The sequence below is a fragment of the Armatimonadota bacterium genome, assembly GCA_013314775.1.
Lineage (GTDB): Bacteria > Armatimonadota > Zipacnadia > Zipacnadales > JABUFB01 > JABUFB01.
In genome coordinates this window covers 103939-119100 of the sequence record JABUFB010000018.1, presented here as the reverse complement: position 1 = coordinate 119100, position 15162 = coordinate 103939, and the positions used below count along the sequence as shown (strand labels likewise).

Sequence of the window (15162 nt, the reverse complement as noted above, 5' to 3'; positions counted from 1 at the left end):
CAGACAGTCACGCTCTTTTACGCTCATGAGTAGTTCCATCCCGGATAGTTCGCCGCGCGACGACGACGACACTACCACCGGACATTTCTACTTTGCACCAACCGGACATTATCACGTTGCGCTTACAGATCAGGGGGCGGAACTGTCTCCTGAGCTACAGCTTGTATACCCGGATCACGCCCGGGCCAGTGATGCCGCTGCGGCGACTCTCCTTATTGTAGAGGTTTGTGAGGGAATTGGCGACCTCCACGACCACCTCATTCTTTCCCGCCTGCACCGCCTTCGTGATGTCAACCGTGAACGGCGGCCACAGCCGGATCGCCACCTCCTGTCCATTGACGATCACCCGGCAGCAGTCGTCGATCTCGCCCGGGTCCAGCATCAGACGGTGCCCGGTGGCATACTCCGCAGGGACCTCCACAGTCTGGCTGTGCGCCGCGATGCCCACGAAATGCGGGAATCCCTGCTGGTTGAACGGGCCGTCGACCTGCTCCGGCAGCGCCGTAACGGTTCCCTCCGTGACCCCGAACCCGCCCACGAGGTAAACGGGCTCATTCAGATGCTGGAAGGGTTCGAGGAGGCTGATGGTGTGCACCTCGATTGTGTTCGTGCCAATCTGCAGCAGGTCGCGGATATCCGTCTGCGTGAAGTAGCGGTCTTGCCACGTTGAGGGATCAAGTGGCGGCGCAGACTTGCCGTTCACGAAGACCTCGACATTGCGCTTACGGCTCAGGAAACCCACGTGAGAGGGGATGTTCTGCTCCACGTCATCGAACACCAGCTTCGCCGCGCGCGGCAAGGAAGTAACCTCGAAGGTGGTCCTGTACGTGTTCGCCTGGCCCGGGCAGCCGACATGGTGTCTCTGCTGGGCCTCGATGTCCCGCACGGTATACTCCCAGCGGTCGAGGATCAGCACGTTCTCGTCGCCCACCGAAAGATCCCAGTGCGGCGCCAGGCGGATCTCATCCACGAGCTCAGGCTCCGGAGGTGCCACCAGCCCCTCAGGCAGAATCTGGTCAGTTTGAATGACCACGAGTCGCGCGTCCGCGGGGCCGAGGGATATGGGTATACAGAGCCGTCCGTCCTTGCGCTTGCCCACCGGCAAGTGCCGCGTGTTTCCCGTCTCCAGACTCCACTCCTGTACCAGCCCCTCCAGAGGCGTACGGAGTGTGCCCTGGACCTCCTCGCTCCCGCGGTTGACTAACAGGAAAGTGTGGCGTACGCCTTCCACCCGGTGAGAGCAGATAATGTCCTCCACAGGCATACGCTCCGCATCGTCGATGATCACGTCCGGCGAGACCAGCTGTGGCACGGTCTGCAGGAGCCACAACTGCAGGTCTTCGCCCGGATCCACCCGGGTCACGGCCACGCCGCCGTTGGCGCTCTGGTTGCGTCCCGCGCCCGATTGGACCTCGCCGAATACGCTTGCCACAATCTCGCGCAGCGCGTCGTCTCCGGCCGGGTCGGTGCATTCCGACGGCAGCTCGCCGATGGAGATGATCTTCCCGCCCGCTTCGAAGAACTGCTGGATGAACCGGGCGGCCTCCAGTGACATCACGCGGCAGCCGGGGAGAACCATGAGCGGGTAGCGAGCGCGAGAGCCCTCGAAGACCACGCAACCGGCATCCACCCTGGCTCGCGCAAGCTGGCTGTCATCCACGTAGTCGTAGTCATGGTGCAGGCGCAGCATGAGGTCCGAGACCTGGTTGAACAGCTGCTGTGCGGGCGGGTTGCGGTCCGACTGGCCCTCGCGGAACAGGTCCATCTGCACCGTCAAGAGTGGCTGGAGGATACAGGCATCGGTCACGAGGGTGCCTGTGGACTGTACCACGGAGAGCCGTGCGAGATAGTCGGCCCATGCCTTGTACCACGGCCAGAAGGGTGCGTGGTAGAACTCGGTGGGAGGCCAGTCGGTCTTCCGGAAGCCCTTGAAGCTGTAGTAGAAGGCGTGGGGGATGAACATGTTCACGCCGAGGCAGGCCATGAAGTTGGCGTCCAGCCGGCGCTGGGCCATGGTGTGCCCGTGGCCGCTTCCGCCGAAGGATTCGCACATTACCCGCGTCTTGCCCTGAACGTGGGCCACGGACGCGCCGCATTTCGAGGCCAGGATGCGGAAGGGGTTCTCACGCGTGCCCACGCCGTGCCCCAGGTAGTCAAGCCCCGGCCGGCTGAAGGTCTCAAGCACCCGCAACTGGTTCCCCTGGGACCGCACCGCTCCCCAAAGCGGGTCCTCGAGTGTGTGCCCGATGTACTCCAGGCCGTGCTCCGTGGCCCAGCCGGACAGGTTCCCGTGGTAGGCCTCGATGTACCAGGTCACCAGCGCGTCGTAATAGTCGCAGCGAATCTTGCGGGTATCTGGTCCGAGATCATACAGGAGCGCCAGCAGCTTCGGCTTGAGGTCATAGCCCTTGAGGTCGCGGAAGCGGTTCAGGAAATCGTGGGTCCAGGCGATGACCGTCCCGGGCAAGGTGCCCTGCGGATCCTGGACCGTGGTGCGCATTGCGGTCACGCCGAAATAGCCGTCATGGATCATGAGGCCGGGCTCATCGGTAAAGATGCCCTTGATGGTCTTGCCGAACTCCTCCTCAAACCGCAGGTAGGGCTCGTAGGCCATCTGCTTGAAGAGGTTGACGGCCTCGGGGTTCATGGTGTCAAGATAGTACGCTCGGTCCCAGGTGACCCGTTCGGCAACCGGGCAGATCCAGAACACCGCGACCAGCCAGTGCCCCGGCGGCGCTTCCCACTGCAGCTTGTCGCCGGAGACTCGGTCGGTGATGTCGCGGACTTCCCCGGTGAACCCCATGCCATCTTCACGGGGCTCGATGCGGTGGGCCTGCACACACAGGACCGTGTTGTCATCGGTCTTCAGGGTGGTCTTCCAGGTGGCCCCGCCCTGGACGCGCAGCTCCTGAATGCGCAGGTAGCGCATTCGGTACTCGGGGTGCGGTCGCGTGAGCTTGCCGCCCACGGTGCCGCTGGGCCAGTCGTCCTCGTCGTACAGCCAGGCCTCCATGCCCCGTTTCTTCAGCTCATCAATGCAGACGCCGATCATGTCCAGCCACTCGCCGGACATGTACTCGACAGTGAGCCCGTGGCGGCAGTGCAGGACCACGCCACCAACGCCCTTCTCGTCCATCTCGGCAATCTGGCGACGCAGTTCCGCCTCGTTGAAGTCGAGGTTGAGGAACCAGAAGGGCTGGATGCGGTGACTCTTCGGCGGGTCGGCGAAAAGAGAAAGCAGGTCGGATGGCATGTGAGGGCTCCTGTGTGAGCCTATTTGTGAGAATCATGCGGGCCATCACCCGCAAGCAACTCAGCGGCCTCGCCAGGCAGCAGGACACGCGGTACACCGGGCGTGCTGAGGAGCGCTTTGTGGAAGCTCTCGTCCGCAGTCACCAGACAGACACCCAGTCTCTCGGCCAGCGCAACATACAGGCAATCATAGACCGTGCGTTCGCTGGCGGCTGCGTGCTCCAGGGCGCGTTGAACCAGTCCTTCGATCGGGTGCAAGTCCATTGGGATTCTCGACAGCGCATCCCAGCACAGCAGTGCCTGCTCGAGCGTGAGCTCCTTACGCTGCACCCGCCTCCAAAGGACGTTTGCCGTCTCAACGCGCAGCGACGCCGGCGCCGCCATCTCCACGCGCCGTTTCACGAGAGACCGGGCGGCATCCGAATCGCTCTCAGTGAGCACCCATTTGATCGCCACGCTGGCGTCAACGACCACAGGACGACGGATCCCACTCACCGGTTCCGGTCCTCTCTGATCAGCAAGGTGCTGTCAGTGAACACGTGGCCGCCCACAGCTGCCTCTGCACGGGCAAGAGCAGCATCGGCTGCCTCCCAATCGGACTCGGCAGACCGTTCCAGAACTTCCCGCAATTCAGCCTGCAGCGAGCGGCCCTTTGCCTGAGCTCGCGCCTTCAACCGGTCAATCGTCTCCGTGGATAGTCCCCTTATGAGAACCTGAGGCATCGTTTCCACCACCTCTCAACGGGTGATAGCATGATGATATCACTCCGGTAGAGGCGGGGCAAGAGGCCGGCAGGCCCATCCGAGTCTCGACCACTCGTCACTGCATCATCATCTGTCCTGCTTCGATGCTCTTCATGACCGCCAGATCGCGCCGCATGGTCTCGGCGACGCTCGAGGGCAGATCGCCGATGTCATAGCTGCGGTCGTGCTCGATCTGGAACTGGTACTCGAAGCTGTACGCCTTCGCACCGGACGCACCCGCCGGAACCTGGACATCCCAGCGCAGCAGTCCGCGCGGGCGCTGCTGGGCCAGATAGAGCGGGTCCGTGGCCAGCGGCGGCTGCGGGTCCACCAGCTGGACTGTCACCTGGTTGTCAGGGGCCTGCGGAAGGCGGTCCCAAAGGCGCACCGTAGCGGGCTCGGTCATGTAATTCTGCAATGCAAGGCGATACTTGTACTGCACGATCTGGTTGCCGCCCCGGGTGCTCGTCGTTTTCTCGAGGAACTCGCGGGAAGCTCGCAGGCGGGTCTCGGTGCCGAATCCGATGGTGAAGTTCTGCCCGCTTGCCACCAGCGGGATCTCGCCCCGGCCCGAGAAGGCGCCGTCAACGTAGGCATTGTAAGGACCCGCGAGAAGCGCCAGGTCACTGCTGTTGACACATTCGGCCGCGCGGTAGACGTAGTCCGTGAGCAGGGGGACCGCGGTGTAGTTGAACTCGGCCTTCAAGTCCAGCCTGGCGATAAGGAACATCTGCTGGTCTCGCCGGCTCTGAATGCTCACAGCCCCCTCGATGGGGTAATCAACCGCCAGGCCCTCGGTCGCTCCACCAATGGCCCGCGACAGCCGTACGACTTCATCGGGCGCGGTGAGTTCCACGTTCTGCAGCTGCGCGGCGAACAGGTTGGCGTTCAGGTATTCGTCATCGGCCGAGGGCATGGCAAGCTGCGCAGGCGGCGCGGCCTGCCCCATGCCGCCCGGCGCACCCATCATCCCCGGCATGCCCGCGCCCACCGGTCCCCGCTCGCCTGTTGGGCCCGGAGGCCCCGCCGGTCCGGTGTCGCCCTTGGCTCCCACCGGCCCGCGAATCTGCCGCTGCAGTTCACGGGTCTTTTCGGTGTAGCTGGTGACGGCATCCGCTTCCTGCCGCTGCTGCTCCTGACGGCTCACGAGCGCTATGCGAAGTGGCGACAAGATGGGCGCGGAAGCCAGCATCTTTGGGTGGCTGGTGGAGAGTGTCAGGGCCACCGAGTTCCAGTCCTCGCCGCTCATCTGGGTGAGCGCCGCGTGATACTCCAGCGCCACCTTGTCCCGTTCCTTGCTGAGCCGGGCGCTGTAAGCGGGGGTCCATCCGACGCCATCGACGAGGTAACTCAGGTGCAGCACGGAAGGCCCGGCCTGCGCCGCGTCCACGAAGATCACCGCGTCGCGTTGCACGTTTGCGCCGCCCCGGGTGAGTTCCGCGCGCTGACGCTGGAGGAGCGCCAGCGTTTCCTCGATGGCCACTTTCCGTTCCTGAAGCTCCAGCGCCCTGGCCGCGACTTCATCTCTCTGCTGGAAGATGAAGGTCGCGGTCTTCTCGACCGACTCTGGGTTCAGGACTGCCTGGGCCGCATCTTTCTCGAACTTGGCGGCCGTGAATTGGCCGAGTCTGTCCAGGAACTCCGCGCGACTGGCGAGGACCTTCGATTCGCTCTCGGCTCGACGCTGAGCGGCCATCTGCTCTTTGATCTTCGCATCAAGCTCGCGCACTTCCGGCCTGGGTTCTTCGGACACCGCGGTACTTCGGAACCGGACTGCTCGCACCGAGACGCTGTCACCGCCCGTGGCATACAGGGAACCCGGCACGACCCGTTCGGGCAGGCTTGTGACCGTGATTTCCTGGCTCCCCGCGACGGCCTCAAACTGGACCTCGCGCGTGACCAAAGCTTGTCCCTGGTACACACGCACTTCTGTGATCCTGCCGGCAGTCTGCGGCAGTGCCGAGCCGCAGACTGCAAGGAAAAGCAAACAGAGCAGGGCCGATCGTGTGTGCCTCGCCATCCTGACCGCTTCCCTTCACGAAGCGGCTGGGCCGCTCCTACTTGAGCGCAGCGATCTGCGCCTCGATTTCGTCAATCTCCGCCTGGCTGGTAAGCACTCCGAACTCGGTGTTGTACTCCACGACTTCGCCCGGCTCCAGGTACACCAGCGTTCCATTGTCCCGGTACATCTTGCGGCCCTGGACCTTGCAGTTCGCGGGCTCCAGGCCGGTCACGTAGTGCCCCTGGGCTGGCATCTTCCACTGGGTGAAGTACGGCATGGTCGCTTTCTCATAGCTGATGTACAGGCCAAGTCCCCGACCGCCGGCGATGTCACGGTTTACGAAAGCCACCGTCGCGATCCCGTTCTCATCGGTGGCGACATCATGGTAGTAGCACATCTCCGGCTGATGCGGCGTCGGCGCGGGCCACTGGCTCCAGCGGTCGAGCTGCGCTTCCGCGTCGGCATCCCGCGGCGTGGTCTCGCGAGAATTGATGACGTACTTCGCCCCCTCCTGCAGCAGTGGGAAACCCAGATTGCAGTGGTACAGGAACATGTGCTCCTGCTTCTCGTACCCCAGGTTCTCCACGCGGTCATTCAGCCAGATCTTGTTCTCGCCCAGCTTCGCGGTGATGCGCCGGGTGAGGAGCAGGTTTGCCTTGAAGACCTGCGCTTCCCGCACCCTGCCCTGTGCCCAGAAGACGTAGTCGTCACCAATCCACTCGCTGTCCACACACACGTTCTTTGCCGGGATGTGCGAGACTCGACCATGCAGTCCGATGCCCCCGGTTTGGCTCCAGGAGCCGTCCTCGAGCATGGCCGGGTAGCCCTCAGGCCCACCCTCCGCCGGGTCCACGCAGGGCGCGCCGGCCCAACTCATGCCGCAGGTCAGCAGCAAGCCTCCGTAGAAACTGCGCAGCCAGTTCAGGCCCTGCGGGTCGAAGTACGGAGACGCCACCTCGCCGGTGTGAGACATCCACGCCAGCGACTCGCCGTTGAAGTCACATGCGGAAATGTCCATACCGCGCCCCGGCAAGACCCGGAACCTCAGCCCCGCACCGGTCCTGAACTCGATTGCCTCACACCCGGCCGTGTTCCCGTCATCCAGAAGCACCTTCTGCGCCCCCGCAATCTGCTCAATGTCACCTACGTGCTGGAGCAATTCGGCCTTGGTCCAATGTTTCCCGTACAGGTTCGCCATCTGACTTCTCCTTCCGATATATCCGTGAATCACGGAGTGTCTTGATGCACAGCGATGCGCCAGCCGCCCGCTAGGGACCGGCAGGCGTCAGAATATCGCGTGGCCTACAGTCTGGGCAGAAGTTCCCCCACGTTGAGGGTGACACGGGCCGCGATGCAGGCCAGGGCGAAAGCGGCCACGATCGCAAGCGCCACAATGTCTCTTTTCCCCTGCTCCAGGTGACGGTATTCGGTGCGTCTTTTCCGCGCACCCATCCCCCGCGTCTCCAGGGCGCGAGTGAGATCATCCGCGCTGCGCAGAGCATAGCCCAGCGTGGGCACCACCGCCGGCAGCGACTTCCGGAACCGGTGCAGGGGCCCGCCGGAGTCAAGGTCAAGCCCCCGCGCCCGCTGGGCCTGCATGACGGTTCGTGCGGTGTAGGCGAAGAACGGGACAAGCCGGAAAGCGAGGGATAGCGCCACCGACGGAGCAAGACCCATCCCCGAAGAGCGCAGGGCCTGGGTGAGCTGCTCGGGCGATGTGGTTGAGATGAACACAAGTCCGAACAACAAGAACGCCACAATGCGCAGGCCCATGGCGGGGCCATATAGCAGCGCCTGCTTCGAGATGCTGACTGTGGGCCCCCAGTAGAAGCTGGTTCCTTCGGTATGCAGGTGCACCAGGAACCCGTCGATGCCGAGATACAGACCAGCGGCCGCCCCCGCAAGCCCAAGCCAGACGGCCAAAGCGTACGGGGTCTGCATCCGCCGCATCACCACTGCAGTGGCCGCGACGAACCATGCGAACGCCACCAGGTACCAGAGCCATAGTTGCGCGAACAGCGCGGGGCCGCGATACGCCAGGTATGCGCCCAGTGTCAGCAGCCCCCAGAACGCCGCATACCACCACCCGCCCACCTTCGTCAGGCTCGCATCGCGGAAGACGATCTGTATCAGCGAGAGCACAGTAATCGCCAGGGCCAGCAGGCCCGCGAAGATTATGACAATGACCAGGTCATAGGCAGTTGTGCCGCGCTCCACCAGCGCAGGTTCCAGGCTCAAGACCACGGTTGGATTTGCGATGTCTCGCACGAAGAAGATCCACAGTAGAGAGCTGACCACGAAGATCAACGTGAAAAACCTGAGGCTGCGCCGCAGGTTGTCCAGTGCACCCGCAATCGCAATGAGCACGATGCCGACAATGACCATCCCCGCTTCGTACACCGGGTGGTTGAAGGCCAGTGTTGCCGCGAACAGAAGCGCCAGGGCCACCAGCTTCGTGTTCGGATGCAGGCGATGGATGATGCTGTTGCCGTCTTTGTACAGGAAGCGCGAGGTCATTTGCCATCACCTGCCCGCAGGCAGTAGACGGCCTCATCCACGGATAGCATCGGTTTGCCCCAAACCCGCATTGCAAGCTCCGTGATGAGCGGCGGGCTCTGCCCTGAGCGCGCCAGCAATGCGCTGTCGCCGAAAACATCCCGCACCGGCGCGTCCGCCACAAGCTCCCCGTCCTGCATCACAATCGCCCGGTGCGCGTATTCGGCGGCGGCCCAATTGCAATGGGTAATGACGATGATGGTGTGTCCCTTCTCATTGAGCGCGCGCAGCGCGTCCATCATCTGCTCCTGCCTGGGGCCGTCCAGGCCGGTGGTGGGTTCGTCGAATACGATCACCTGCGGCTTCAGCGCAAGAATCGATGCCAACGCCACGAGTTGGCGCTCCCCCTTCGTCAGAAGGAACGGGTCATCAGCGGCCTGGTCCGAAAGGCCCACGGTCTCCAGCGCCCCGGCTACCCGGCGTTCCACAATGTCGGGCTCCAGGCCCACATTGCGGGGTCCGAAGGCCACTTCGTCCCAGACCGTGTCCGCGAAGATCTGGTGGTCCGGGTCCTGGAACAAGTAGCCAATTGTCTGCGCGAGTCCGGCGGGTGTGAGCCCTTTCGTGTCCCGACCCCCCACCAGCACGCGCCCCTGAGTAGGCTTGAGCAGACCGTTCAGGTGCTTGGCCAGGGTGGTCTTCCCGGACCCGTTCTCGCCGAGGATCGCCACAAACTCCCCTGCGTGAACGTCGAACGACACATTGCGGATCGCCTCGACCCCGTCGGCATAGACATGCTGCAGGCCCTGCACGCTGAGGACCGGTCTGTCCAGCGACCCGTCATTGGCCCGGTAGGCTTCGGCCATCCAGGGCGTGGCAATGTCATCCCAACGCTGCTGGTCGCAGGTCTCGGTCTTCAGCAAATCAGCGGCGTCATCTATGCTCAGCGGCCGCTCCGGCCGCCCAAGTTCCGCGAAGAGCCGTGGGATGTCGAGCGGACGCAGGCCCAGCGACTGGCTGCGCGCCGGGTCAGAAAGAAGCTCCTGGGGCTTGCCGTCGAAAGCAACGCGACCGTCCTGCAGGACCGTGAGATGGTCGGCTCCCAGGGCCAGGTCGGTCTCGTGCTCGGCAACCACAAGCGTGCGGCCTTCGTTTCGCAGGCGCCGGCACTGATCCAGCAGTTCGCGTTTCCCCTGTGGGTCAAGATCGGTCGTTGGCTCGTCCAGGACCACGATCGGCGGCTCGTTCACCAGCGCCGCAGCAAGAGCCAGACGCTGCTTTTCGCCGCCGGAGAGCAGGTGGGGCTCCCGGTCCCTCAATTCCCACATGTCCACGCTCTCCAGTGCCTGCCGGACGCGCCGGGCCATCTCATCCACGGGCGTGCCCATGTTCTCCAGGGGGAACGCCACCTCAAGCTCGGCGCTTGTGGTCAGCAACTGGCTCTCGAAGTCCTGAAACACCTGGCCGACGAGGGGCGCGAGGGCATACACCGGCAAGCCGCGGATGTCTCGTCCGAAGAGCCTCACCGTGCCGCCGAAGTCGCCAGTCTGAAGCTCAGGGATTACGCCATTGAGGCATTTGCAGAGAGTGGACTTCCCCGAGCCCGTAGCGCCCATCAACATCCGCAGTTCGCCGCGTTCCTGGGTGATGCTGACGTCCTGAAGTGCAGGGGCGTCCGACAAGGGATAAGCGAACCGGAGACTTTCCACCTGGATCGCGGGGCCGGTCCTGGGCACTTGCGCAAGGTCGTCCACCTCGACGACGTCCAAGTCCTCAGCTCTGCGTCCGATGCGGGTGAACAGACCGCTTCCTACCAGCACCATCGCTGCCGAAAGCAGCCCCAGCCCTTTCACGGTCACGCCGGATTCAGCCATTGCCGCGAGGGGGCCCTGCTCGCCGCCGAGAAACATAACCAGTGCCAGCGCTGCGCCGCCGACCGCACCCGCGATCACAAGAAGCGCCCCAACCGGCGCCAGCGGTCCCTCGCGGTAATCCTCGGGCCGCATGAGGTCCTCATACAGAAGACCCCAGCGGCGCGCTCGGGGGTACACCAGCGGCAGCAAGAGGAGGCCCAGCAGGATGGAAGCCGCGGAGTTATTCAGCGTGATGACCGCGGTAAGCACCTGGTACGGCACGAGGCCCAGCAGATCAACGCCCCAGCCGATCACCACCGCGCAGGCCATGCCCCCCAGCACGGCCACGAGCAGGAAGACGGGAGCCTGCCCCGGCGCGCCCGTTGCCGGACGCCCACCCATGATCAGCCGCCAAAGGCGGTACGGCACGTAGGCATACAGGAAGTTGCCGATGAACCCGAAAAAGCTGCCGGGACCGATCGTGCCGAAAAAGTCGCCGATCAAGTTGCCCACCGCGCAACCCCACGCTGCCGCCGGCCCGAAGAGAACACCGGCAACGACGGGCACCACGTTCCCCGGACGCAGTTCGGTGAGCCCAGGTATGAGCGGAATCGCCTTGAACGGGATGAGCAGTGCGGCATAGAAGGCAGCACACAGGGCAGACAGCACCGCCAGCTTTGTGCTGCGCCACATGACAATGGCGTCCCTCACAGCACAGGCCTCCCGGCGAAACAGTAACCCTTTCGTATGGTATTTCGACGCCGGTCCACGGGTCCCTTCCCATGCCCGGAGCCCGCAGGTGTCGGTCGCGCCGCGGCGAAATGCCCTCCGGCAATCCTCGGGCTCGCGTTCCGTGAGCCCTGGTGCATACCGAAAGGAGACCGAACCGTGAAACCCTGGATCATGTTCACCAAGCACCTCGAGGGATGGGACCTGTCTCAGATCATCGACGGCCTGAAGCGCGGCGGCGTGCAGGGAGCCGACCTCTGCGTCCGGCCCGGCTACCCCGTCAATCCCGAGAATGCAAAGACCGCGCTGCCCGAGGCCGCGAAGCGTTTCGCCGACGAAGGCCTCTGTATCCCGCTCATCACCACGCCGGGCGATTTCACGGACGCCGGAATGGACTACGCTGAGCCCCTGTTCGAAGCCTGTGCGGAAGCGGGCGTCAAGTTCGTCAAACTCGGCTACTGGTATGTGGAAGAAGGCGGCTACTGGGCAACCATCGACCGGTGCCGCACCCGACTTGAGGGCTTCGCCAGGCTGGCCGAGAAGACCGGCGTGAAGCCCGTGATCCACAACCATTCGGGCAAGACCATGGGCCTGAATTCGTCTTCCGTCATGAATATCGTGAAGGGCTTTGACCCCGCACTCGTGGGTGTCTTCACCGATGTCGGCCACCTGTCCATCGTAGGCGAGCCCTACGAGATGGCGTTGGACATCGTGAAGGACTACATCTGCGCCATAGCCTTCAAGGACCTGGTGAAGCAGAAGTTCATGCAGGGCAATGATGCCGTCTGGCGCATTGACGTCTGGCCACTGGGTATGGGTTTTGGCGACTTCCCGCTGGTGATGAAGCTCCTGAAGCAGATGAACTTCGACGGGCCGATCAGCTTCCACTGCGAGTACAGCCGCATGCCCGCGGAATCTATCATTCACCAGCTTGCCATTGACACGAAGTACATCAGCGACATCTTGGCGGAACTGGACTGACCGTCAGGGAGTCTCAAAGAGCAAGAACCTGAAACGCGGGCGCGTTGCCGGAGGACGTAAGTCCCGGCATTGCTGCGTGTGCTGGTATTTGATGGGAGGTCGGGCAAGATGAGGCCGACAGAGGTCGTCAGCGCCTCGTTCCTGGTGGCGCTTGTCATCCTGCTGGCGGGTTGCGGCGCGGGCACGGACAGCCGCAGCACCAGCTCATCCACGCGGAAGGACTCGGTGCCCGGCATCAGCGGCGGCAGGAGTGGGGTCACCCGCGCGAAGGCCGCAGCCAGCGCGAAAGCCGAGGAGGTCCAGTACTTCGGCCGCCGCGCCTTCAAGCTGAGCAACGGCCTGGTCAGCGTCATTGCCGTCCCCGACCTGGGCGGTCGGGTGCTGGAATACAACCTGGGCGACTACGCCTTCCTGTGGGTCAACAAGGCGGAACTGGGCGGGAGCGAAGGCGAGTCAGCCGGCGCGACGGCCACGTCCGCCTGGCGTAACTACGGCGGCTACAAGGTCTGGCCTGCCCCGCAGAAGGACTGGGGCGGCCCACCAGACCCCAAGGGCTCCGAACTCGACGGCGGGCGCTGGCAGGGGAAGATCGTCACCGCGTCAGGCCCCTCGGTTGTGGTGGAGATGACGAGCCCGGACGATCCGCAGGTGACCGGGCTGCGAATCACCCGCCAACTCACGCTGCATGCGGGCACGACGCGGCTGGAAGTCAAAGAGACCTTCCGTAACGTGAGCCAGCGGTCCATCTCCTGGGCCATCTGGGGCATCACCCAGGTCCCGGGCTCGGTCACCCCGAACGGTCCGCCCAGCGCCGATGCCCGGATCTATTTCCCCGTCAACCCCAATAGTGCCCACGCCGGCGGCTTCATCTACCTGCTCGAAGACAAGGGGCAGCAATGGAAGAAGGTGGCCAATGACCGCATCGTTCAGACCAGCTATGGGGGCAAGGCCGCCAAGATCGGCGCGGATTCTGTCGCGGGATGGATCGCCTCGGTGAATGAGGATGAGCGCCTTTCCCTGGTGCAGACCTTCCAGCCCAAACCCGGCGCGCAATACCCCGACAGCGGCAGTATTGTGCAGGTCTACACCAGCCCGGCGGACCTCAACTACATGGAGATGGAGATCAACTCGCCCATCACCCAACTCAAGCCGGGCGAAGACTTCAGCTTCGCACACGACTGGTTCTGTACCAGCGTGGGCGGCCCGGTGCTCAAGGTCACCAACGCCGGCGCGGTCAAGGTTCACCCCACCGCGGCGCGCAAGGGTAACCAGATCGTGGTCACCGGCGAACTGGGGGTTTTCGCGCCCGGCGAGGCCGTGCTGGTCCTTTCCGACGCGGACGGTAACAAGCTGCAGACCAGCAAGCCGGTCAAGGTCAGCCCCACGGGAACGGTGAAGCTCAACATCACCGTGCCACTGCCGGATGCAACCGCGACGGCGATGATCGTCCTGAACGACGAAAAGGGCGGGCGCGTGGGCAATCTGGCCGAGGTCCCCCTGGGTTCGGCGGTCGCGAAGAAACCGTCTGGCAACTGATCGCTGTGGCCGAAAGCGATGCACGACGGCGCCCGGCTTATCCCCGGGCGCCGTCCATGAATCCCGGAGGCGCCCCATGTCCCTCTTCTCCGTCGACAGACTCGGGTTCAGCAGCGCCTGCTATGCGGGATTGACTCTGGACCAAGCCGCACAACGTGGGCAGAGGCTGGGGTTTCGCACCTTCGAGATGCTCGCATTCGACGGCTACCGGCACAGCCAGGGGGTGCTTCGGGGGTTCTACTTCGAGCACACGACCGCAGCGGAGCGGGACGAACTGCGCGCCATCGCCGACCGGTTCGACCACGTGAGCACCCACGCACCCTTCATCGATATGACGCCGCTGGCGCCCAATCCCTCGGTGCGGGAGACGGCCGTTCGCCAGCTTGAGATCGCCATCGAGGCCGTTGCGTTCCTGGGCGGATCCACCACCACCACTCACGTCGCTCCGCGCTCAACCTGGACCTACGAGGACTCCGCAGGCGACCTCATCAGCCTCTACCGCCACCTGGGTGATCGCGCGGGAGAGCGCGGGGTCACCGTCACCATCGAGACCGGCTGGCCCGGAGATGTTCGGGCTTTCGCAGACCTGATTCATGGGATCGATCACCCCGCAGTGGGCGCGAATGTGGACGTAGGACACCTGGTGGGCACGATCCCTTCTGACTTGCGAGGCACGGAAGAGGGGAGGGCGCTGTACAACGACCGACTTGAGGAACACGTCCGGTCGCTTGAGGGACGGCTGTTCCACTTCCACTTGCATGATGTTCGACGAGAGGATTTCCGGGATCACCGCGCGGCAGGCAGAGGCTTTCTGGACTACTCGCGTCTCATGGCAACGGCTGCAGAGATCGGCTATGAGGGGCTGTTCGTGTTCGAACTGGAAGAACCGGACTTCGACGAGGCTCTGCGCGACAGCAAGGTCTGCATCGAGCGCGCCATGGGACTGGCCAACTGACTTCGCTCAGTCCAGCCCGAGGTCCGAACGCAGGTCTGGCCATCTATCTTCCAGGATGCGCGCTGAAGCAACCTGGCGGGCCGCCTCAACCAACGCAACGTGGTCGGACAGGGTGCGCAGGCGCAGCGTTCGCGGGTGGCACCGTGCGTACGCCAGCGCAGGTGCAAGCTCCGTAGTCAACTCCCACTCCGCACCGCCCTCTGTGACAAACTCCAGCGCGTCTCTGCGCACCGTGGCGGTGAGTTCGGTCCTCACCCACTCATACCCGTAGTTCGCGCTCAGATACCAGGCCAGATCCCGTGTCCGGTCCGCGAGGCCCGGGTTGTGGGCCAGGGACAACAGTAGGAGCATCTCCAGGAACTCGCGCTGCTCGGGGGAATGGACGGGGAAGAAGAACCAGACGCGCGCGCCGAATATCGAGCTTGCAGTTGCCTGCGCTGCCTTCTGCGTCTCTACCGGCATCCGCAGTCGCTCGCAGACCCGCTCCGTGTAGTTGTGCATTTCACGGATCCGAGCCGTCAGCGCATTGCGTTCTTCCTGCTCGATCTCCTGCGGGGTGCGCCTGCGTGCCACAGTCGTCTCCAAGGGTGGTTGCAGATGGATGACTGATTGGGC

General features: G+C 64.0%; 10 protein-coding genes. 3 read left to right on the top strand and 7 right to left on the bottom strand.

The genetic code is table 11. From position 1 onward, the window contains the following. Positions 1 to 154: 154 nt before the first annotated feature. The 6 genes from HPY44_20610 to HPY44_20585 form a co-directional block, all read right to left on the bottom strand. Entirely contained in the window at positions 155 to 3253 is a 3099-nt protein-coding gene (locus HPY44_20610; GenBank protein ID NSW58418.1) for a beta-galactosidase, read from the bottom strand. A 20-nt stretch (positions 3254 to 3273) separates the two neighbouring features. Next, positions 3274 to 3747 carry a type II toxin-antitoxin system VapC family toxin gene (locus HPY44_20605; GenBank protein NSW58417.1) on the bottom strand — a complete coding sequence of 158 codons (474 nt, stop codon included), beginning with the start codon at positions 3745 to 3747 and terminating at the stop codon, positions 3274 to 3276. Between the two features lie 324 nt (positions 3748 to 4071). Next, positions 4072 to 6015 carry a mucoidy inhibitor MuiA family protein gene (locus HPY44_20600; GenBank protein ID NSW58416.1) on the bottom strand — a complete coding sequence of 648 codons (1944 nt, stop codon included), beginning with the start codon at positions 6013 to 6015 and terminating at the stop codon, positions 4072 to 4074. Positions 6016 to 6052: 37 nt separating this feature from the next. After that, entirely contained in the window at positions 6053 to 7195 is a 1143-nt protein-coding gene (locus HPY44_20595) for an aldose 1-epimerase family protein (protein ID NSW58415.1), read from the bottom strand. Positions 7196 to 7299: 104 nt separating this feature from the next. Further along, positions 7300 to 8514: a hypothetical protein gene (locus HPY44_20590; protein NSW58414.1), complete on the bottom strand. Its 1215-nt coding sequence runs from the start codon at positions 8512 to 8514 to the stop codon at positions 7300 to 7302. Next, entirely contained in the window at positions 8511 to 11057 is a 2547-nt protein-coding gene (locus HPY44_20585) for an ATP-binding cassette domain-containing protein (protein ID NSW58413.1), read from the bottom strand. The genes HPY44_20590 and HPY44_20585 overlap by 4 nt, the downstream gene beginning before the upstream one ends. Before the next feature lie 192 nt (positions 11058 to 11249). Between HPY44_20585 and HPY44_20580 the strand changes: the two genes are divergently transcribed. From HPY44_20580 to HPY44_20570, 3 genes are all read left to right on the top strand, one after another. Beyond that, the gene (locus HPY44_20580) at positions 11250 to 12056 is read left to right on the top strand and encodes a sugar phosphate isomerase/epimerase (GenBank protein ID NSW58412.1); all 807 of its coding nucleotides are present in this window, start codon (positions 11250 to 11252) and stop codon (positions 12054 to 12056) included. 108 nt (positions 12057 to 12164) lie between these two features. Beyond that, positions 12165 to 13592: a DUF4380 domain-containing protein gene (locus HPY44_20575; protein ID NSW58411.1), complete on the top strand. Its 1428-nt coding sequence runs from the start codon at positions 12165 to 12167 to the stop codon at positions 13590 to 13592. 76 nt (positions 13593 to 13668) lie between these two features. Beyond that, the gene (locus HPY44_20570; GenBank protein NSW58410.1) at positions 13669 to 14547 is read left to right on the top strand and encodes a sugar phosphate isomerase/epimerase; all 879 of its coding nucleotides are present in this window, start codon (positions 13669 to 13671) and stop codon (positions 14545 to 14547) included. A gap of 6 nt (positions 14548 to 14553) precedes the next feature. Here the strand turns inward: HPY44_20570 and HPY44_20565 are convergent, their stop codons facing one another. Beyond that, positions 14554 to 15120 carry a hypothetical protein gene (locus HPY44_20565; protein NSW58409.1) on the bottom strand — a complete coding sequence of 189 codons (567 nt, stop codon included), beginning with the start codon at positions 15118 to 15120 and terminating at the stop codon, positions 14554 to 14556. Positions 15121 to 15162 lie beyond the last annotated feature (42 nt).

Excerpts from the sequence above, each read along its gene's own strand:
- HPY44_20570 (NSW58410.1), top strand. The coding sequence starts at position 13,669 with ATGTCCCTCTTCTCCGTCGACAGACTCGGGTTCAGCAGCGCCTGCTAT.
- HPY44_20575 (NSW58411.1), top strand. The coding sequence starts at position 12,165 with ATGAGGCCGACAGAGGTCGTCAGCGCCTCGTTCCTGGTGGCGCTTGTC.
- HPY44_20595 (NSW58415.1), bottom strand. The coding sequence starts at position 7,195 with ATGGCGAACCTGTACGGGAAACATTGGACCAAGGCCGAATTGCTCCAG.
- HPY44_20600 (NSW58416.1), bottom strand. The coding sequence starts at position 6,015 with ATGGCGAGGCACACACGATCGGCCCTGCTCTGTTTGCTTTTCCTTGCA.
- HPY44_20610 (NSW58418.1), bottom strand. The coding sequence starts at position 3,253 with ATGCCATCCGACCTGCTTTCTCTTTTCGCCGACCCGCCGAAGAGTCAC.
- HPY44_20580 (NSW58412.1), top strand. The coding sequence starts at position 11,250 with ATGTTCACCAAGCACCTCGAGGGATGGGACCTGTCTCAGATCATCGAC.
- HPY44_20590 (NSW58414.1), bottom strand. The coding sequence starts at position 8,514 with ATGACCTCGCGCTTCCTGTACAAAGACGGCAACAGCATCATCCATCGC.